The sequence below is a fragment of the Christiangramia portivictoriae DSM 23547 genome, from assembly GCF_000423045.1.
Taxonomy (GTDB): domain Bacteria; phylum Bacteroidota; class Bacteroidia; order Flavobacteriales; family Flavobacteriaceae; genus Christiangramia; species Christiangramia portivictoriae.
Genome location: NZ_AUHF01000007.1, coordinates 23,195 through 44,206, shown reverse-complemented (window position 1 = coordinate 44,206; position 21,012 = coordinate 23,195). Strand labels below are relative to the sequence as shown.

General features: G+C 40.1%; 18 protein-coding genes. 7 read left to right on the top strand and 11 right to left on the bottom strand.

Going from position 1 to position 21,012, the window contains the following annotated elements:
- Positions 1 to 26: 26 nt before the first annotated feature.
- From G529_RS0105250 to surE, 4 genes are read right to left on the bottom strand one after another with little or no spacing between them, the layout of a single operon-like run.
- Positions 27 to 584 (bottom strand): C40 family peptidase, encoded by a 558-nt coding sequence (locus tag G529_RS0105250; RefSeq protein ID WP_035695591.1) that lies wholly within the window; start codon positions 582 to 584, stop codon positions 27 to 29.
- A 3-nt stretch (positions 585 to 587) separates the two neighbouring features.
- A complete protein-coding gene (lpxB, locus tag G529_RS0105245) occupies positions 588 to 1,697 on the bottom strand; it encodes a lipid-A-disaccharide synthase (protein ID WP_026914545.1) in 1,110 nt (369 codons plus the stop codon).
- Positions 1,694 to 1,978: a hypothetical protein gene (locus tag G529_RS0105240; protein WP_026914544.1), complete on the bottom strand. Its 285-nt coding sequence runs from the start codon at positions 1,976 to 1,978 to the stop codon at positions 1,694 to 1,696. The genes lpxB and G529_RS0105240 overlap by 4 nt, the downstream gene beginning before the upstream one ends.
- Positions 1,971 to 2,753 (bottom strand): 5'/3'-nucleotidase SurE, encoded by a 783-nt coding sequence (gene surE, locus G529_RS0105235; protein WP_026914543.1) that lies wholly within the window; start codon positions 2,751 to 2,753, stop codon positions 1,971 to 1,973. The genes G529_RS0105240 and surE overlap by 8 nt, the downstream gene beginning before the upstream one ends.
- Positions 2,754 to 2,901: 148 nt before the next feature.
- Between surE and G529_RS0105230 the strand changes: the two genes are divergently transcribed.
- A complete protein-coding gene (locus G529_RS0105230) occupies positions 2,902 to 5,055 on the top strand; it encodes a carboxy terminal-processing peptidase (protein ID WP_035695711.1) in 2,154 nt (717 codons plus the stop codon).
- 136 nt (positions 5,056 to 5,191) lie between these two features.
- On the opposite strand, the gene rodA is transcribed toward G529_RS0105230, so the two are convergent.
- Genes rodA through purH form a run of 6 tightly spaced genes read right to left on the bottom strand, consistent with a single transcriptional unit; the run spans position 5,192 to position 12,244 of the window.
- Entirely contained in the window at positions 5,192 to 6,442 is a 1,251-nt protein-coding gene (gene rodA, locus G529_RS0105225) for a rod shape-determining protein RodA (RefSeq protein WP_026914541.1), read from the bottom strand.
- Entirely contained in the window at positions 6,443 to 8,311 is a 1,869-nt protein-coding gene (gene mrdA, locus G529_RS0105220; protein WP_026914540.1) for a penicillin-binding protein 2, read from the bottom strand.
- Positions 8,308 to 8,814, bottom strand: coding sequence for a hypothetical protein (locus G529_RS0105215; protein WP_026914539.1), 507 nt, complete (start codon positions 8,812 to 8,814; stop codon positions 8,308 to 8,310). The genes mrdA and G529_RS0105215 overlap by 4 nt, the downstream gene beginning before the upstream one ends.
- On the bottom strand, positions 8,804 to 9,628 hold the full coding sequence (gene mreC, locus G529_RS0105210; protein WP_026914538.1) for a rod shape-determining protein MreC: 825 nt from the start codon (positions 9,626 to 9,628) through the stop codon (positions 8,804 to 8,806). Before mreC ends, G529_RS0105215 begins: the two co-directional genes overlap by 11 nt.
- A 14-nt stretch (positions 9,629 to 9,642) precedes the next feature.
- Positions 9,643 to 10,671, bottom strand: a complete 1,029-nt coding sequence (locus tag G529_RS0105205) for a rod shape-determining protein (protein WP_026914537.1) — start codon at positions 10,669 to 10,671, stop codon at positions 9,643 to 9,645.
- A 40-nt stretch (positions 10,672 to 10,711) separates the two neighbouring features.
- The gene (purH, locus tag G529_RS0105200) at positions 10,712 to 12,244 is read right to left on the bottom strand and encodes a bifunctional phosphoribosylaminoimidazolecarboxamide formyltransferase/IMP cyclohydrolase (protein WP_026914536.1); all 1,533 of its coding nucleotides are present in this window, start codon (positions 12,242 to 12,244) and stop codon (positions 10,712 to 10,714) included.
- 146 nt (positions 12,245 to 12,390) lie between these two features.
- Between purH and G529_RS0105195 the strand changes: the two genes are divergently transcribed.
- A complete protein-coding gene (locus G529_RS0105195) occupies positions 12,391 to 13,647 on the top strand; it encodes an ABC transporter permease (protein WP_026914535.1) in 1,257 nt (418 codons plus the stop codon).
- Between the two features lie 299 nt (positions 13,648 to 13,946).
- Here G529_RS0105195 and G529_RS0105185 read toward each other — a convergent pair whose 3' ends face one another.
- A complete protein-coding gene (locus G529_RS0105185; RefSeq protein ID WP_026914534.1) occupies positions 13,947 to 14,402 on the bottom strand; it encodes a GAF domain-containing protein in 456 nt (151 codons plus the stop codon).
- A gap of 88 nt (positions 14,403 to 14,490) precedes the next feature.
- Between G529_RS0105185 and xrtF the strand changes: the two genes are divergently transcribed.
- The 5 genes from xrtF (at position 14,491) to G529_RS0105160 (ending at position 21,011) form a co-directional block, all read left to right on the top strand.
- A complete protein-coding gene (gene xrtF, locus G529_RS0105180; RefSeq protein ID WP_026914533.1) occupies positions 14,491 to 15,039 on the top strand; it encodes an exosortase family protein XrtF in 549 nt (182 codons plus the stop codon).
- Positions 15,036 to 15,473 carry an exosortase F system-associated membrane protein gene (locus G529_RS0105175; RefSeq protein ID WP_026914532.1) on the top strand — a complete coding sequence of 146 codons (438 nt, stop codon included), beginning with the start codon at positions 15,036 to 15,038 and terminating at the stop codon, positions 15,471 to 15,473. Before xrtF ends, G529_RS0105175 begins: the two co-directional genes overlap by 4 nt.
- Positions 15,474 to 15,589: 116 nt before the next feature.
- Positions 15,590 to 15,982, top strand: coding sequence for an HYC_CC_PP family protein (locus G529_RS0105170; protein WP_035695588.1), 393 nt, complete (start codon positions 15,590 to 15,592; stop codon positions 15,980 to 15,982).
- Between the two features lie 86 nt (positions 15,983 to 16,068).
- Positions 16,069 to 19,803 carry an efflux RND transporter permease subunit gene (locus G529_RS0105165; protein WP_026914530.1) on the top strand — a complete coding sequence of 1,245 codons (3,735 nt, stop codon included), beginning with the start codon at positions 16,069 to 16,071 and terminating at the stop codon, positions 19,801 to 19,803.
- Positions 19,800 to 21,011, top strand: a complete 1,212-nt coding sequence (locus tag G529_RS0105160; RefSeq protein ID WP_026914529.1) for a TolC family protein — start codon at positions 19,800 to 19,802, stop codon at positions 21,009 to 21,011. The genes G529_RS0105165 and G529_RS0105160 overlap by 4 nt, the downstream gene beginning before the upstream one ends.
- Position 21,012: the final 1 nt, after the last annotated feature.

Genomic DNA, 21,012 nt, shown 5'->3' with positions numbered 1-21,012 from the left:
TTAACCGCCTGAAAGTAATTAATTTTTTAAATCACGCGACGTGCCAGCACAAAATTATCTTTCCAGTAAGTTTCTGAAAGTGAGGAGATAATAACGCCTCTGGAAGTTGATGAATGTATGAAATAAATATGGTCTTTGTCTGCCTGAACAACCAGACCAACGTGGTTGATAACCTTTTTGTTCTTGTCCGTTTCAAAAAATAACAGATCACCGGTGCTGACTTCTTTTAAATATAATCTTCTTCCCTTTAGGGACATTGCCCGTGATGTTCTTGGTAGCGACAAACCTTCTTCCAGAAAGCTTACATAAACCAACCCTGAACAGTCCATTCCTTTTTTGGTGGTGCCACCAAATTTATACCTGGTGCCTTCAAAACCTTTGGCATGCTTTACGATCTTTTCAGCGACTTTGGCATCAGTTTTATGCTCTCGCTCATTCACCAGCCTTTCCGGCTTATTTTCGTTTCTTAAAACCCTGGATTGCGCTTCTTTGGTTGTGATGACTCTGGATCTGCTTCCGCAGGAACTGAGAATGGCCAGCAGCATGCAGACCAACACTAATTTTAGAAAAACCGCTGTTTTCATTCCCTACATTTTATTGATGATGAGTTTGGCTGTATTCTTGCTGGCACCAGCTCCACCAAGCTTTTGTTCCAGTTCATGATATTCTCTAAAGATCTCTTCTCGTTTTTCATCCTGAAGTATCTTAGATAGTTCTTTTTTCAGATTTTCAGTATTGAGTTCACTTTGAATCAATTCTTTTACCACCTCGCGATCCATGATCAAGTTAACGAGTGATATATAATCCAGGTTAATAATACGCTTAGCAATGTGATAAGAGATATAACTGCCTTTGTAGCACACTACTTCGGGAACTTTGAAAAGTGCGGTTTCAAGGGTTGCAGTTCCGGAAGTCACTAGAGCCGCATGCGCAAAACTGAGGATATCATAAGTTTTATTCATGATAAGGCTCACATTCTTCCTGTCGGTGAAATCCTGGTAGAATTCTTTGTCCTGGCTGGGTGCGCCAGCGATCACAAATTGGTAATCCTTGAAATGATCTGTAACGCTAAGCATGATACTCAGCATTTTTTCTATTTCCTGTTTCCTGCTTCCCGGTAATAACGCAATGATAGGCTTGTTATCTAAATGATGTTCTCTTCTAAATACTTCAGGTGGCGGCACCTGCCTGTTCTGAATAGCATCGAGTAATGGATGACCTACAAATTCTACAGGGAAATTATGTTTCTGCTCATAAAATTGTTTTTCAAATGGCAGAATAACATACATGTGATCCACATCCCTTTTGATCTTTTTAATTCGGTTTTCTTTCCAGGCCCAGATTTGCGGGGAAATATAGTAATGATTTTGATATCCCTGTTTTTTAGCCCATTCAGCAATTCGCATATTAAAGCCAGGATAATCGATATATATAATTACATCCGGCTTATATTCATTGATATCTGTTTTGCAGAGTTTAATATTGCTGAAGATCGTACGCAGGTTTATAATAACTTCAGCAAAACCCATAAAGGCCAGTTCCCGGTAGTGTTTCACCATTGTTCCACCCTGGGCCTGCATAAGATCACCACCCCAAAATCTGAAATCTGCATCAGGATCTTCTTCTTTCAGCGCTTTCATCAAATTGGATGCGTGCAGGTCTCCGGAAGCTTCGCCGGCTATAATATAATACTTCATAACACGAATTTGTAAATCGCTACAGCGACGGCTACAATAATGGTTGCCAACAGTACTCCGCGTGCATGGTAATTCTGTTTCTTCCGTAGAAAAATATAGAATGGCAGGAAGTTGAGAATAGCACCCAGAGCAAAGACCTTTCCTAAATAATCGTTGGCGACAGCATCGGCCAGGGTAGCGTCTATCCCGGCATTTGAGAATAATCCGGTATAAACCAGGACTCCGGCAATGTTGGCCGCCAGCCCGGTAATAAAACCAGTTAGAATATCCTGTTTAATCATCAAACTCCCAGTTATTCAGTTCTTTTAAAAAGTGATGTGCTGTAAGATCGAATTGTACAGGAACAATGGAGACATAACCATCTGCCAGCGCCTGCTCATCTGTATCCTTACCTTCATCTTTATTTACAAAAGTTCCGGTTAACCAGTAATAATCACGACCCTGCGGGCTCGTTCTTTTATCGAATTCTTCTTCCCAATGAGCATTGGCCTGTCTGCATACTTTCATGCCTTTAATATCAGCAGAACCTAGCTTGGGAATGTTTACATTGAGAACAACACCTTCCGGAAGACCATTTTTCAGTGTATTTTTAACGATCGCTTTAACATACTTCCTGGCAGGCTCAAAGTCGGCGTTTAACGAGTAATCCAGTAGTGAAAAGCCAATTGCAGGAATTCCTTCTATTCCAGCTTCTACCGCAGCGCTCATCGTTCCAGAGTATATCACATTAATGGAGCTATTAGATCCATGATTGATACCGCTTACACAAAGATCTGGCTTACGGTCAAGTATCTCCTGGGTTGCGATCTTTACACAATCTGCCGGAGTTCCCGAGCAGCTGTATTCTTTATGTTTATAAGACTCCTTGATAGTCACCTGTTCGCAAAAAAGAGTATCGCTAATGGTGATGGCGTGACCCATTCCGCTTTGGGGACTATCCGGAGCGACCACTACCACGTCACCAATTTCCTTCATGACCTCGATTAGAGTACGAATTCCGGGAGCGGTGATTCCATCGTCATTAGTAACCAGAATCAGTGGTTTCTTCTTGTTCATGCTGTTTTATTTGGTTCAGCTAAAATAAGAATTTAAATAAGGAAACGTTATATTAGTGGTTTGACAAATTAGGAGGTTTCTAAGTGTCTGTTGGCATAGTTTTTACTGTACTAGATGTAACCACGCGATGACGAAATTAAAAAGAATTATGAAAAGGAATTTTAAATTACTGGCGGTCATGGTCTTTATGGCAGCTGCGTCCTGTAGTTTTACAACCAAGACTTTTGACGATCCAGATAAAGACAAATTATTGATAGATCTTATCACCTATGTTCTTAACCAGGGACATTATGATGCAAAGGAGATCAATGACGAATTTTCTGCGAACGTATATGAGGATTATCTTGAAGGAATGGATCCTTCAAAAAGGTTCTTTTATCAAAAGGATATTGAAGACTTCAGTTCATTTAAGGATAAGATCGACGATCAAATTAAAGGAAAAGATATCGAATTCTTTAATCTTACCTACGGAAGACTTCAGCAAAGAATGGAAGAGGCCAGGTCCATTTACAAGAAAATACTTGCAGAGCCATTCGATTTTACTGAAAATGAGAAGATCGATACAGATTATGATAACCTGAAGTATGTTTCTTCCAAGGCCGAATTGACCAAAAGATGGAAAGAACAACTGAAGTTTAATACTTTGATCACGTATCATGATCTTAAGCAGGATGAAGAAACAAAAAAGGAAGCAGATGATTCCTATACTATAAAATCTGATGCTGAACTGGAAAAAGAGGCAAGAGAGTCTACGCTTTCCAATATGGAGCGCTACTATGATTTTACAGATGATCTTGAAAGAGAAGATTACTTTTCAGTATACATCAATGCTATCGTTGAAGAATTTGACCCACATACTTTTTATTTTGCCCCTCAGGAAAAGGACAGGTTTGACATTGCCATGTCTGGAAAACTGGAAGGAATTGGAGCAAGATTGGTAAAGGATAGCGATAATATTACTATTACTGAAGTAATCTCTGGAGGTCCCGCGTGGAGAAGTGATGAAATCACTGAAGGTGATGTGATTCTTAAGGTAAAGCAGGAAGATGAACAGGATGCGGTAAGCATTGTGGGAATGAGACTGGATGATGCAGTAGACCTTATCAAAGGCCCTAAAGACACTAAAGTAACGCTTACAGTACGTAAGAAAGTAATGGGTAATATTGAAGATGTCACCCTGGTTAGAGATGTGATTGAGATCGAAGAAACTTACGCAAAAACTTCCATGGTAAAGAAAGATGGTAAGAACTTCGGAATCATAAATCTTCCAAAATTCTATTTTGATATGGAGGATTATAGTAGCCGGAATGCTGCTTCAGATATCAAGGAAGACATTATAAGATTAAAACAGGAAGGAATGGAAGGTCTGGTTCTTGACCTTAGAAATAATGGTGGAGGATCACTTAAGACGGTAGTGGACATCGCCGGGATGTTTATCGAAGAAGGCCCTATTGTTCAGGTGAAATCAAATGGACAGAGAAAGGAAGTGCTTAGGGATGAAGATCCTCAGGTGCTTTGGGATGGACCACTCGTGATCCTGGTGAATGAACTTTCAGCTTCAGCTTCAGAAATCCTGGCCGCTGCAATGCAGGATTACAAGAGAGCGATCATTATTGGTAGTAAGCAAACCTATGGTAAGGGAACGGTGCAAAATGTGATCGACCTGAACAGATGGCTGCGAAATAATGAAATGGGTGATATGGGTGCTTTAAAGATCACTACGCAAAAATTCTATCGTGTAAATGGTGGCTCTACTCAGTTGGAAGGTGTAAAGAGTGATGTCGTAGTTCCAGATCGTTATAGCTTTGTGGATATTGGTGAAAAAGACCAGGAAAACCCATTACCATGGGATAAGATCGATGCTGCAGATTATGATATCTGGGACGGCTATGTGGGCTATGATGAAGCGATTGCTGCCAGCAAGCAACGTATGAGCTCTAACTCTCAGCTAAAAATGATTGAAGAGAATGCAAAATGGGTGAAGACCCAAAGTGATGAAAGCAGTTACCCGTTAAACTATGCTGAATATGCTGCGCAGGCTACGGAAGATAAAGAGATGGCCAAGCAATTTGAGTCCATCAGAGATTACAAAACAGATCTCACCTACAACTCCCTGCCTTTTGAAGAACAGCTATTTGCTACAGATACCATTCTGAAGGAAAAGAGGTTGAGATGGCATGAAAGCCTGAGTAAAGATGTTTATATCGAAGAAGCTGTGAATGTACTTTCAGATATGAAAATGAATAACATCACCAGAAACAAAATGGCAGGTGTAGACAAGTCCAAAAGAGTGAAAAGCTAATTCAGCTAAATGATTAGAACCCGGGAGAAATTCCGGGTTTTTTTATGCATATAATTGATACTATGAAACGAAAGTATATCTATCCATTTATCATTCTGTTAGTAGCAGCACTCCTGCTTATGACAGAACAGTGTTCTTAGTAGGATAGCCGGTCGCTATCGAGTTTGATAAATATAAATAGTAAGATGGTGAATCCCCAAAGACCTGAACCACCATAACTAAAAAATGGTAAAGGAATACCAACGGTTGGAAAAATACCTATCACCATCCCTATATTCACCAGAAAGTGAATGAATAGTATACCAATGACCGAGTAGCCATAAATGCGGTAGAATTGATTTCTTTGTCGCTCAGCAAGTACAATAAGTCTCAGCAATAAACCAACGAATAGAAATACAACCATGGCGCTGCCAAGGAAACCCCATTCCTCTCCTACGGTACTGAATATATAATCTGTATGTTGTTCTGGAACAAAATGTCCTTTAGTTTGCGTTCCTTCGGTCCAGCCTTTTCCAAACCATCCGCCGCTACCGATCGCGATCTCACTCTGGTTAGTATTGTATCCAATACCTCTGGAATCTACCTCTTTTCCCAGTACAATGTTGAAACGATCCCGGTGACGCTGTTCAAAGACATTTTCGAAGATATAGTTTACTGAAAAACTCAAGGCAATGGATATGATCGCGAAAATGCTGATCAATACTTTACCCGGTCCTTTACGCGATTTCATAAAAAACATGATTCCTGCAATAGCCACTACCAGGGCAGCAACCCAGACAGGTCCAATAATTAGCGTTAAAATGAAGACAGTAACCGCAGATAGCCCGGTAACCAGGTAGAACCCGGAAAGACCTTCCCGGTACAAAGGGAAAAAGAAAGCGGCATAAACAAGGGCGCTTCCGGGATCCGGTTGAGGTACAATTAAGATCGCTGGAATGGCGATAATGATAAAAGCTTTGACCTGGTGATCGAGTCTTTTAATGTTGGTTTGAATGTCGCTTAGATATTTTGCCAGCGCCAGGGCAGTGGCAAATTTAGCAAATTCAGATGGTTGCAATCCAAAGCTTCCAAACGAGTACCAGGAGGTAGCTCCTGAAATTGTTTTTCCGAAGACAAAAAGTCCGGCAAGGGATAGTAGCGATACTAAATAGATGATACTGGAGAATCGCTGATAAAATTTTGCTTCAATGGACAAAATAATTATAACGAGAAAAATGCTTAGACCTACGAAAAGAGCCTGCTTTCCGTAAGGTTGATCCAGGTCAAAAAAAGAACCGCTGGTAGAGCCTAATGAAGCTGAGTATATATTGGCCCATCCAAAAAGTATAAGTGCTAAATAGATTAAAATACTTATCCAGTCAAAACTGGCTCCAGTGCTTCTCGCCATTTATCTGTTTATTGTGAAAGGTTCGCCACTCAATGGCTTGGCATATTCATCTTCAAGACTATGCGACAGGATCCAGTCTTCCATATCTGTTCTGGTAATAGTGCCTTTTAGATATTTCTCGATCATGAGGCTCGCGATTCTTCCGGCATAACGACCGCCCCAATATCCATTTTCAACAAATACCGCGATGGCGATCTTAGGATTGTCTACGGGGGCAAATGCTACAAAGATCGAGTGATCTGTAAGCTGTACCCTCTTTCCGTCGATTCTTGTAAAGTTTTCAGCGGTTCCGGTTTTACCTGCTATTTCAATACCCGGAATTCTTAGAGCAGAAGCTGTTCCACTCTTGTACACTTCATGCATTCCCTCTACAACTGGTTCAAAATGCCTTGTTTCTATAGTGGTTACTTTTTTCGTGGTGTATTTCTCATCCTTAATTGGCTGCCCATTTACCTCCTTCAAAATGTGAGGTGTATAGAACCAGCCTCTGTTTCCTATGGTTGCTGCCATATTTGCCAGTTGAATTGGAGTCATAAGAACTTCTCCCTGCCCGATCGCATTTGAGAGAGTCGCTGTAGCATACCATTTGTAAGTTGGATAGTCGTAGATCTTATTGTAATACTCAGAATCCGGAATTTTACCTGATCTTCCTGTACTTAGGTCGGACCCCAGGTAATCTCCAAGTCCAAAACTCTTTAAATGTGCATTCCAGGCATCCATTCCTTCCTGCGGAGTTGGATACTTCTCAATAATTCTTCGGTAGACATTGGCGAAATAGGCGTTACAGGATTGCGCGATGCCAGGAATCATGCTCAGCGGACTACTATGCGCATGGCAGCCCAGTTTTCTACCGCGGCCATAAGGATAACCATGATTACAGGAAAATGCATCATCTGTATCCACAACATCTTCCTGGAGTCCGATTAATGCATTTAGAGTTTTAAAAGGAGATCCTGGAGGATATTCGGCTAAAAGGCCACGATCATAAAGCGGTTTTGCATCTTCATCAAGGTATAATTTCGTAAAATTTGGAGAGCGTTTTCTACCTACCAAATCTGCCGGATCATAAGTTGGAGCCGTGATCAGGGTTAGGATCTCGCCGGTATTAGGTTCAAGTGCCACAATACCACCTCGCTTATTTTCCATTAATTTTGTGCCGTAATCCTGCAACACGGCGTCGATAGTCAAAGTAATATCCTTTCCTTTTTCGGGCAAAGAGTCAAAAATACCTTCTTTATAAGGTCCAATATCTCTATTGAATCTATCCTTCTGAATGTATTTTACGCCTTTTTCACCTCTTAAAAGTTCTTCATAATAGCTCTCAACACCAGCCCGGCCAATAAGATCACCAGATATATAGTAAGGATTATCATTTACGATCTTCTGGTTTACTTCGGCAATATAACCCAGTACATTGGCGCTGTGGTCTACCTGGTAATCCCTCAATGATCTCTTCTGAATATAGAACCCCTGGTAATTCCTCATTTTCTCCTGAAGTATCGCGTACTCACTTTTGGTAAGCTGCGGTATAACTACTGAAGGTAACATGGGAGAATAGATCTTTGCCTTATCCAGTTTCTTTTCCAGGTCTTCGCGGGAAAGATTCAGAATATTGCAAAATTCGGTCGTATCGAAAGGTTTAAGGTTCCTTGGGATAACCATGACATCATAAGAAGGCTGGTTGCTAACCATCAATTCTCCGTTGCGATCGTAAATGTAACCTCGCTGCGGGTAATCGTAGATCACTTTGATGGCATTATCCTGGGAGCGTATGGCCAGAGAAGTATCGATCACCTGTAAATAGAACAATCTCCCCAGGAATATGATTCCTGTGGTAAGGATCGTGATATACAGCAATAATTTTCTCATCGATGTTTTCTACTGAAAAGTGTTAACGACAGCAATATTAGAATTACTGAAAAGATACTTGAAAAAAGAGTTTTCTTGAGTATTAGAAGTATATGATTTACACTGAACATTTCCAAGGAAAAAAACACGAAATGATGGATAAGTACGAGCAGTGATACATAACTAAATTTCGCTCCAAATGGAGTAAAGGCCAGCCTGATATTCTGGTGATCATAACTGATACCAAATGAGAATCGAAGCAGGTTAGGTCTGGCAAAAGCTGCTACCAGGCATGCGGCGGCATTGATCCCGCCACTATCTTCAAATATATCGATGCTCAGCCCGAGCAAAAAGGATAGAAGAAGAAATAAACTTTGATTTCCGGCAAAGGGATAAAGCAGAATGAACAACACATATAAATAGGGGTTGATATAACCCAGAAAATTAATATTATTCAGAATTAGAACCTGCAGAAATATGAGGATCACGAAGCGGGCGATATTTGATACTAGTTTACTGTTCATCTGGCTCCTGCAATTCCTTGATTTCGTCTTTATTGATATTCTCTATTACATAAACATAACCAATATTAGTCATGTCGTTAAATAGTTTGATGTTGATAGTATAATAACTCTGCGTTTGATCAAGTGTAAAATCCTTAATGCTTCCAATGGGTAAACCTTCAGGAAAAATGAGCGAACGTCCACCTGTAATGATCGTGTCTCCTTTTTGAACCGGTGCCTGTCGTGGCACATCGATTAACTGCACAATGTTTGGATCTTCCCCGTTCCAGACCAGACTCCCAAAATGATTGGTGCTACTCAATTGCGCATTGATCCTGGACCTGCTGTTAAGTATGGAAATTACGCGGGAATATTTATTATTAACTCTGTCTACGATTCCAACAATCCCCTGGCTGGTAATGACACCAAATTCCTTCTGGATGCCAGAATTCTCTCCGCGGTTAAGAGTAAGGTAATTATCGATCTTGGCGAAGTTGTTATTAATCACACGAGAAGGCCGGAAAATATAATCACCTTCAAATGAAGTGCTGTCCAGTTGTTTTGAGATCGAAATGCTATCATTCATGTTAGAAATGATATTTCGAAGCTGGTTGTTCTCAGCAATAAGGCGTTCGTTATATTCTTCCAGATTTAAGTAGGTATTGATGCCATTGGACCACGAATACACGCCACCGGTAACCCAGTTCGCAGAACTAATAAACCGGCTTTTATGAAAGGAATGATTTTGTACTGTGAGAAAAATAGAAACAGCAAACAGGAACAGGAATAGAATTGAATTCTTATTCCTAATAAGAAAATTGAAAATCTGCTGCATAAACTAAGCTTCTCCTACTTGATCAAAATGCCTTTATAGCGATTCAGTGTTTTTAAGGTAATTCCGGTACCACGAACTACAGCTCTAAGGGGATCTTCAGCGATATACACTGGAAGGTCTGTTTTTTGAGAAAGTCGTTTGTCCAGTCCTCTAAGCATCGAACCACCACCGGCAAGATAAATTCCCGTATTATAAATATCGGCAGCCAGTTCTGGAGGCGTTTGAGAAAGAGTTTCCATAACAGCATCTTCGATCCTCAATATGGATTTATCCAGAGCTTTGGCAATCTCACGGTAGGAAATGTTTACCTGTTTTGGTTTACCGGTAAGTAAATCACGTCCCTGAACGCTCATTTCGTCTGGTGGAACCTCAAGATCTTCAGTCGCAGCACCAATCTGGATTTTAATTTTTTCCGCAGTACGTTCACCAACATACAGGTTATGCTGCGTTCGCATGTAATACACGATGTCATTGGTAAATACATCCCCTGCGATCTTTACAGATTTGTCACAAACGATACCTCCAAGAGCGATCACCGCAATTTCAGTTGTACCACCTCCAATATCAACGATCATGTTACCTTTTGGCTGCATGATGTCTACACCAATACCAATGGCCGCAGCCATTGGTTCATGGATTAAGTATACTTCTTTTCCATTTACCCTTTCTGCACTTTCTTTTACAGCACGCATCTCAACCTCGGTAATTCCGGAAGGAATACAGATAACCATTCGCAATGCCGGAGTAAAAAGTTTCTTTTTAAGTGCCGGAATTTCTTTGATGAACATTGTGAGCATTTTCTCGCTGGCATCAAAGTCGGCAATCACCCCATCTTTTAAAGGCCTAATGGTCTTAATATTCTCATGAGTTTTCCCCTGCATCATTGCAGCTTCCTTACCAACTGCGGTAATTTTGCCAGAGGTTCTATCCCTGGCAACGATCGAAGGGCTGTCCACAACGACCTTATCATTATGTATGATTAATGTATTCGCGGTCCCTAAGTCGATTGCAATTTCTTCAATGAGAAAGTCAAAAAATCCCATAGTCTATTTTAAGTGTTGAGGTTGGGTAAATGTAATGAATTTAATGTTTAAAATGGCGTGTCCCGGTCATCACCATTGCGATATTATTTTCGTTGCAATAGTTGATGCTCAGTTCATCCTTGACGCTTCCACCAGGCTGAATGACAGCAGTAATTCCGGCATTACCGGCGATTTCCACGCAATCTGGAAAAGGGAAAAATGCATCACTGGCCATCACAGCACCATTCAGGTCAAAATCAAAGGATCTTGCTTTGGCGATACTATGGGTAAGGGCGTCTACTCTGGAGGTTTGCCCGGTACCATTTGCGCATAGTTGTTTATTCTTTGCCAGAACGATCGTATTTGATTTTGTATGCTTACAAATCTTGGAAGCAAATATCATGTCAGATAACTCAGAATCTGTCGCTTTATTGCTAGTTGCCAACTTAAGATCTTCGATAGCATCGGTTTTAAGATCTTTATCCTGAACAAGAACACCGTTCAGGCAGGTTCTTACCTGGTTCTTCGGAAGTTTGGCATCTTTTTGTACCAGCAGAATTCTGTTCTTTTTGCCTTTTAAAATTTCTTCAGCTTCCGCAGAGAATGAAGGGGCGATGACCACTTCACAGAAAAGTTTGTGGATTTCTTCAGCAGTAGCGGCGTCTATTTCCACATTGCTAATTAAAATTCCTCCAAAAGCTGAAACCGGATCTCCGGCAAGGGCATCTACATAAGCCTGGTAAATCGAATCTCTTTGCGCAAGACCACAGGCGTTGTTGTGTTTCAAAATCGCGAATGTTGGAGCTTCACCTTTGAACTCACTCATCAAATTTACTGCGGCATCCACATCCAGCAAATTGTTGTAGCTTAATTCCTTTCCATGCAGCTGATCAAAAATCGCTTCGAAATCGCCAAAGAACGTTCCTTTTTGATGAGGATTTTCTCCGTATCGTAGTTCTTTACCTTTCAGTTCACTTTGTTTGAAAGAATTAATTTCTCCTTCAGCATTAAAATAATTGAATATAGCTGAATCGTAGTGAGAAGAAATATTGAAAGCTTTGGCAGCGAATTTTTTACGATCGGCTATGTCAGTGCTTCCAGATTTCTCATTTAGCAGTTCTAAAAATTCAGCATAATCATCTACGGAAGAAACGCAGGTAACGTCTTTAAAATTCTTGGCCGCAGCTCGTATAAGGGAAATTCCTCCAATATCGATCTTTTCGATAATATCCTGTTCCGAAGCACCTGAAGCAACGGTTTTCTCAAAAGGATATAGATCCACAACTACAATGTCTATCTGCGGGATTTCATATTGTTCCAGCTCTTTCACATCACCTTCATGATCCTGTCTGTTAAGGATCCCACCAAATACTTTTGGATGAAGAGTTTTTACCCGGCCACCCAGAATAGAAGGGTAGGAGGTAACATCCTCTACTGGAACGACCTCTATCCCAAGATCCCTGATAAATTTCTCGGTACCACCTGTAGAATAAATAGTGATGCCCAGTTCATCCAGCTTTCTTACGATTGGCTCAAGACCATCTTTACTGAAGACTGAAATCAAAGCAGACTTTGCTTGTTTTAATTCGCTCATTGTGTTGTGTTTGTTAAAGCTGCAAAAGTAATTAATAAAGCGAAAAATTTGAAAGTGGCACTAATGAATTATCGATAAATTTTGTAACGAAATTTTGGATTATGCGTCCTATCTGAAATTCATGAGTTAATAGCAGATTTTCAACTATGCTGATCTATTTACGGGTACTTAAAGAGAGTTTTAATTTCGCGATTAGCGCTCTAACCAATAATAAGCTAAGAACCTTTCTTTCCCTGCTCGGGGTGACCATTGGTATCTTCTCCATTATCGCCGTTCTTGCAGCGGTAGATTCCCTTAAAAAAGATATTACCGGAAGTTTGAGTTCCCTGGACAATAGTACGGTGATCGTGATGAGATTTAATTTTGGACCTAGTGATGTTCCCAGGTGGAAGAGTCAGCAATTTCCAGACGTCACTTATGAAGAATACCAGAATCTAAAGAAGAGCCTTCCAGACCTGGATGAAATTAGCTTCGTCCTGGGCATTCCCGGCGGAGCAGCAATTAAATACCAGGATGTTACCAGTAGCGGTGTAGACATTGGCGCGGTGACTCATGAATACTATGATATTGAAGCAATGGAACTGGAAGAAGGTCGTTTTTTCAACGAATCTGAATCTGTAAGTGGTTCTGGAGTCGTCGTTCTTGGTCACGAAGTGGCGCAAACCCTGTTTGGTGGATCTAACGGAATTGGTGAAGAAGTAAGAATTTTTGGACGTAGGGCTACAGTGATCGGAGTCCTGAAAAAACAGGGACAATCCCTGTTTACAGGTTCCAGGGACGGGCAGGCTTTTGTGCCGGCGAATTTTGCGCGTCTGGTTTATGGGACCACCAAGGGAATGGTATTTCCGCAGTTGGTCATGAAGCCAGAAAGCGGAGCAGATAGTGATGAATTCATTGCCTTACTGGAGCAAAACCTGCGGAATATGCGTGGGATCAAGCCAGGGGAGATCAATAACTTTTTTGTGAATGAGTTGAAAGGTCTTACAGAATTCGTAGATAATATAACCGGCCAGCTGAATGTGATAGGTCTGGTAATTAGTGGATTTTCTTTACTGGTAGGAGGCTTCGGAATCGCAAATATCATGTTTGTTAGTGTAAAGGAGAGAACCAATCTTATTGGAATTCAAAAATCATTGGGTGCAAAGAATAAATTTATTCTGTCCCAATTTTTGTTTGAAGCCGTAATACTTTCTGTGATTGGTGGATTGGTTGGGTTGTTCTTCGTGTGGCTGGTTTCAATCGTAGCCTCACAGTTTACGGGTGACTTTGAATTTGTCCTCTCGCCATATAATATGTTCATAGGAACACTAGTGTCAGCGGTCATAGGATTGGTGTCGGGTATTATTCCTGCCATGTCAGCCTCAAAATTGGATCCTGTGGAGGCTATTCGTACCGGGATGTAAAACTTTTCTTAATAAAAACAGTATACGAAGGTTTATTTCACATAAATTATAGTAAAATAAATTAAAGTTCGTTAAAGATCTGATTGCGAAGACATAGCTTGTGTAATTTTAAAACAAAAAGCTATGGAAATGGGAAATGAGATCGAAAAGAACTACCTGCTATCAATACTACAATTAGTAGGTTTTTTTGCATTTCTTTTCTTTATTATCGCACTTCAAATGTAATTTTGAACTCGATACAAGAACAAAAAAACTCCTGGTAAATCAGGAGTTTTTTTGTTCTTATAGTTTAATGTAATCTACAGGATTGCTGCTACTTTCTCGTTCACCCATACCAGGAATTCCTCATCTTCAGCAGTAAAAGGATCTGCAGTGTGACTGTCAATATCTATCTGGCCTACATTCTCACCGTTTACAAATAACGGAATTACGATTTCAGCTTTTACATTGATACTGCAAGCGATATAGTTATCCTGAGCTTTTACATCTGGCACCACAAAATTCTGATTGCTTACTGCTACCTGCCCGCAAATACCTTTGCCAAACGGAATGATCTCATGATCTGTTGGCTCACCGGCAAATGCTTTTAGTTTCAATTCTTCTTTATCGCCATTTCTGAAGTAAAAACCTACCCAATCATAGTAAGCGATATTTTTCTCAAGAAGTTCACAAACCTCTGTCATTCTTAGTTTTACATCCTTATTCGAGTCGCGTAGAATTTGTTCTACCTGCGGTTTTAAGTCCTGCACATTCATATTAACAATATTTGGTGCAAAAGTATTCAATTTGCTGTGTTCAGCATGGAATGTAAATCTATAAATTTGTTAAAAACCGAGTCCTACTTTGCTGAAACTCATCAAGAAATACAGAACGGTATTGCGTTTTATATTTGTGTTCCTGGGGAGCTATTTTCTTTTTTCCAGTGCTTACAACGCATTTCTGCTGTTTTATGAGCAAACTCAGCCAGTACCAGACGCCATCACGAGATTGGTTGCTTACCAGAGTGGAGATGTCATGCATGCGTTGGGCTACGATAATGTGGAAGTGGTAATGCATTATACAGGACTATCCATGAAACTAATGGTGGAAGGTCATTTTCTGGCCGGTATCGTGGAAGGATGCAATTCGGCAAGTATTATTATATTATTCACTTCCTTTATTCTTGCTTTCTTCGGAAAGACCTCCACGACATTGATCTATATTTTAGCCGGCTCGGCACTTATTTATGCAACTAACATCTTGCGAATTGTTATCCTTTCGGTAAGTATTCTTGAATACCCGCAGTATTCTGGTTTTATGCACACCGTATTTTTTCCACTGGCGATCTACGGAATGGTTTTCCTGCTCTGGCTGGTATGGATACGCATCTTCACTAAATACAAAAAAGCATGAAGAAAAGATATAAGATAATTCTTATTGGCTTCATGGTTTTGCTACTTGCAGCGATACGTTTTTTTGAAGATAGTCTATTCTACGATCCATTAATAGCGTTTTTCAGGTCAGATTATCTGCTTGGTATCATTCCACCTATGAATATGGCAAAGCTCATGATACATCTCAGCATACGTTTCACACTTAATAGTATTATTTCGATCGCTATTATCTATATCGCGTTTAGAAACAGAAGCATGATCAAATTTTCTGTGATTCTATATGCATTGCTTTATGTAGGAGCTGTGAGCGCTTTTATATTTCTGGTGCTTAATATTGAAAGAGAACATTATCTTGCGTTGTTTTATGTTAGGAGATTTCTCATTCATCCTTTATTTCTGTTGGTATTGCTTCCCGCATTCTATTATTATAGAATCAATAAAAAATTAAGTTGAAAGTTTTAACCTGAATTTTGAAATCTACTCTAGAATTTCGGTTTTATTTTTACCATTAATATTTGAATATTAGGAAGTAAACGTTCGATGTTTAGAAATTTGTACCTTTGCCGTTAGTGAATAAAGCTTTTCAACATATCGTTTCTTTAAGCATGGCCTTTATGGTCCTGCTATCTACGATGTCTTTTACGGTAGATAAACATTTCTGCGGAAGTCATCTTGTTGATAAAGCCGTATTTTCAAAAGCTAAGACCTGTGGAATGCAAATGTCTGCTGATGCTGAATCTCATTGTTGTACCAATGAAAAGGTTTCGGTAGAAGGTCAGGATGAATTGAAAATATCTTTTGATTCTTTCGATTTCCATGAGCAATTATTCATTACCACTTTTTCTTTTGCTTATCTCAATCTTTTTGAAAGTCTGCCAAAGCAGATCATTCCATTTAAAGATTATTCCCCTCCTTTACTGGTTTCCGATATTCAGTTGGAAGACCAGGTTTTCCTTATTTGATAGTTAGATTTTAGTTTTTAAACCACGCATATTTTGCCGTGGCTTCTCGCTTTATGCGCCAAATTCTAATTTTTAACTCTTATTATATGCTGAATAAATGCATTAAATATTTTATCGAAAACAAACTCATTGCCTTTATATTACTGGCAGTACTGGTTAGTTGGGGAATCATGAATTCACCTTTTAACTGGGACACGGGTTTGCTTCCGAACGATCCGGTTGCCGTAGATGCAATTCCTGATATTGGTGAAAATCAACAGATCATTTTTACCGAATGGTCTGGCCAATCTCCGCAGGATATCGAAGACCAGATTACCTATCCTTTAACCACGAGTTTACTCGGAATTCCCGGGGTGAAAACGATTCGTAGTTCTTCTATGTTCGGGTTTTCCAGTATCTATATCATTTTTGAAGAGGATGTAGAGTTTTATTGGAGTCGAAGCCGAATCCTCGAAAAGTTGAATTCTCTTCCTGACAACCTATTGCCTGAAGGAGTAAATCCAAAGCTTGGACCCGATGCAACAGGGCTGGGCCAGATATTCTGGTATACGCTGGAAGGTCGTGATAAAGATGGTAATGTGACTGGTGGCTGGGATCTTCAGGAATTAAGAAGTATTCAGGATTACTATGTGAAATACGCCCTATCAGGAGTTAGTGGGGTTTCAGAAGTTGCCAGTATTGGAGGTTATGTTCAGGAATACCAGATCGATGTAAAGCCAGAATTGATGCGGCAGTATAATATCGGTTTGGATCAGGTAGTCATGGCGGTTAAGGAAAGTAATCGCGAGATAGGTGCACAAACTCTGGAGATCAATCAGGCGGAATACCTCGTGCGAGGACTTGGCTACGTAAAGTCTGTGGAAGATATTGAAAATGCCGTGGTGACTTCAGAAAATTTTACATCTATCAGGATCAAAGACATTGCCAATGTTTCCATGGGACCAGCTTCTCGCCGTGGAATCCTTGATAAAGAAGGTGCTGAGGTTGTTGGGGGATTAGTAGTGGCTCGCTATGGTGCAAATCCAATGGAAGTGATCAACAATGTAAAAGATGAAATTAATGAGATCAGCTCAGGTTTACCTTCTAAAATTTTAAGCGATGGAACCGAATCGCAACTTACGATCGTTCCATTCTATGATAGGACTGAACTCATTCTGGAAACATTAGGAACATTAAACGAGGCTTTAATTATGGAAATCCTGATCACTATCCTGGTAATCATAATCATGGTTTTCAATTTAAGAGCGTCGATCCTAATATCAGGATTATTACCAGTTGCCGTGTTGATGGTTTTCGTATCGATGAAAATATTCGGGGTTTCTGCCAATATTGTTGCTCTTTCAGGTATTGCTATCGCAATTGGGACCATGGTGGATATGGGAATCATTCTTTCCGAAAATATCATAAGGCATCTGGACATGCAAAATGACCGACCGGTGAATCAGGTAGTATATGAAGCTACTGCTGAAGTTTCCGGAGCGATTCTTACCGCGGTATTAACGACGATCATCAGTTTTATTCCGGTTTTCACCATGGTTGGTGCTGAAGGAAAATTATTCAGACCGCTGGCGTTCACGAAAACCATGGCTTTGACTGCTTCAATACTAGTTGCTTTATTTCTTATCCCTCCATTTGCGGCTATTCTATTTAAGAAAAGAAATTTCCGAAAGGAAATCAGCTTCATATTTCCTGCTGTTCTGATCACATTGGGGATCGCAGCGATAATTTTCGGATACCTAATAGGTCTTGCTTTGATAGCTTTCGGAATTATGGACCTATTATTGAAATTAGATAAGATAGATCAAGTACAGAGTAAAATGTTCAAGATCATTGTTGCTATTGTTACGATTGTAGTTTTGCTGTCAGTCTACTGGAGACCACTCGGTCTTCAAAACAGTGTTCTGTTTAATCTAATTTTTGTAGGCGTTATCTGTTTCGGACTTCTTGCCGTGTTCTTTTTATTTAAAAGATTTTATGTGCGGATATTAACCTGGACGCTGGAAAATAAAGCATTGTTTCTGGCCATTCCTGCAGCGATCATCCTTAACGGATTCTTTATTATGAAGAATACCGGGAAAGAATTTATGCCTTCCCTCAATGAAGGCTCCTTTTTACTGATGCCAACTTCATTACCACATTCCGGAGTTAAAGAGAATAAGAGAGTTCTTCAGCAACTGGACATGGCAGTGGCCAGTCTTCCGGAAATTGAAACCGTGGTTGGAAAAGCTGGAAGAACAGAATCTGCCCTAGATCCTGCTCCATTGTCCATGTATGAAAATATCATCCAGTACAAGACAGAATACATGGAGAATGAGAATGGGAAAAGGCAAAAATATCAGGTTAACGAGAATGGATTCTTTGTGCTGAAAAATGGAAAACTGGCGGCTAATCCTAATTCTGAAGTTGAAAATCGCGAGAAATACCAGCAATCTTTAGTTATAAATCCGTTGAAAATAAATTCGGCGCAGTTGATTCCAGATGAAGATGGTGAATATTTCAGAAACTGGAGACCTGAGATCGAGACTCCTGAAGATATCTGGAATGAGATCGCCAGGGTCACAAAACTGCCAGGCGTTACTTCAGCACCAAAACTGCAGCCTATAGAAACCCGGTTGATTATGTTGCAAACCGGTATGCGGGCACCAATGGGAATTAAGGTTCAGGGGCAGGATCTTAAACAAATTCAGGAATTTGGAATGCAACTAGAAGATATTCTGAAACAAGCCGAAGGTGTTAAAAAAGAGGCAGTTTTTGCCGATAGAATTGTAGGAAAACCTTATTTATTAATCGACATTCAACGTGAAAAACTGGTTCGTTATGGGATTTCCATAGATGAGGTCCAGCAAGTGCTCCAGGTAGCTGTTGGCGGTATGCAATTGAGCGAAACGGTTGAGGGTCGAGAGCGTTATGGCATAAGGGTTAGATATCCTCGGGAACTTCGTGCCAGCCCCGAAAATATAAAAGATATTTATGTGCCTGTAGAAAATGGAGCGCCTGTTCCATTAGGCGAATTGGTAAATATAAGATATGAGCAAGGTCCTCAGGTGATAAAAAGTGAGAACACATTTCTCACCGGTTATGTGTTATTCGACAAGCTTGATGGATTTGCTGAGGTGAATGTGGTTGAAAATGCGCAGGATCTTATACAGGAGAGGATAGATTCCGGAGAATTGAAAGTTCCTGCCGGTATTAAATATCGCTTTACCGGGAATTACGAAAACCAGTTGAGAGCTGAAAAAACACTATCACTGGTTGTACCACTATCTTTATTGATCATTTTACTGATCCTTTACTTTCAATTCAAGTCGGTATCAACCTCACTGATGGTTTTCGCCGGAATTGCAGTTGCTTTTGGTGGCGGATTTCTTATGATCTGGTTCTATGGACAGGACTGGTTCATGGATTTCAGTTTATTTGGAGAAAACATCAGGCAGTTATTTCAAATTAAAACGATTAATTTAAGTGTTGCGGTATGGGTCGGTTTTATCGCACTTTTCGGTATTGCTACAGATGATGGAGTGGTGATGGCAACTTATCTTACTCAGACTTTCGATGCAAATTCTCCGGATAATAGAAAGCAAATCAGGCAATCGGTGATTGAAGCAGGAGAAAAGCGAATCAGACCATGTTTGATGACTACGGCCACAACCATTCTCGCTTTACTGCCAATTTTGACTTCAACAGGTCGTGGAAGCGATATTATGATCCCAATGGCGATCCCTGCTTTTGGAGGAATGTTGATTGCGCTGATCACTTTATTCGTAGTGCCGGTGCTGTTCAGTTGGAGAAAAGAAGCTCAATTAAAAAGACACAGATCATGAAAAATATAATAGCAATATTACTATTTCTTCCGGTTCTAGTGCAGGCCCAAAAATTGGAGGATTATCAAAACCGCGCTTTAAAAAACAATCCGGAGATTCAATCCATGAATTCTTCTATCGAAATTGCCGAGGAAAGGATCAATGAAGTAAATGCACTTTCTGATACAGAATTCGGTATTGGATATTTTATTAGTGAGCCGGAAACCAGGACTGGTGCCCAGAAATTTAGAGTTTCTGTTAGACAGATGATTCCCTGGTTTGGAACTATTCAATCCAGAAAAGATTATGCAGGTTCTATGGTAAGCGTGGAAGAAGCAGATCTTGAAATCGCCAGAAGAAATTTGAAACTGAATGTTTCGCAGGTCTATTTCGATATCTATGAATTGAAAGAAAAATTGGAAGTTTTACAGCAGAATATCGACCTGCTGGAAGTTTATAGAACGATTGCGCTAAATTCAATAGAAGTCGGGAAAGCTTCGGCGGTAGAGGTTTTAAGACTTAAAATGCGCCAGAATGATCTAGAGGAACAAATTAAAATAATCAGGCTTCAGCTGGATGCGTTGAGGATAAGTTTCAATAAGTTATTGAATACTGATGATGAAAATGTGGATGTTCAGGATACCTTGATCATTCCGATGCAGGAAACCGAAAATATAGATATTACCCTGCATCCCGAATTACAGAGGTATGATAAATTTGCTGAAAGTATCAGCAATTCTGAAGCACTAAATCAGCAGGAATCTGCACCAAAATTGGGCTTTGGTCTTGATTATGTGAGTGTTCAGGAAAGACCGGACATGGATTTCTCAGATAACGGAAAAGACATTGTGATGCCGATGGTCTCGTTTTCGGTGCCTATCTTTAATAAAAAGTATCGCTCAGTTTCCAGGCAAAATGAACTGAAGCAAGAACAGATCTCTTTTGATCGTGATGCAGCTTTAAACGATCTGGACAGTAGATTAAGTTCAGCTTTAAATGAAAGAACTTCAGCAAGGATCAAATTCGAAACACAGTCAGATAACCTTTCTCAGGCTCAAGATGTCGAAGAATTGCTTTTAAAACAATATGAAACCGGAACCATAGATTTTGATGATGTTCTGGATATTCAGGAAATACGATTGAAAATTCAGATAAATCTCATTGTAGCGGTGAGCAGCTGGTTCAAGCATGATGCCGTTGTGAAATACCTTACTCTTAATAATCAATAAG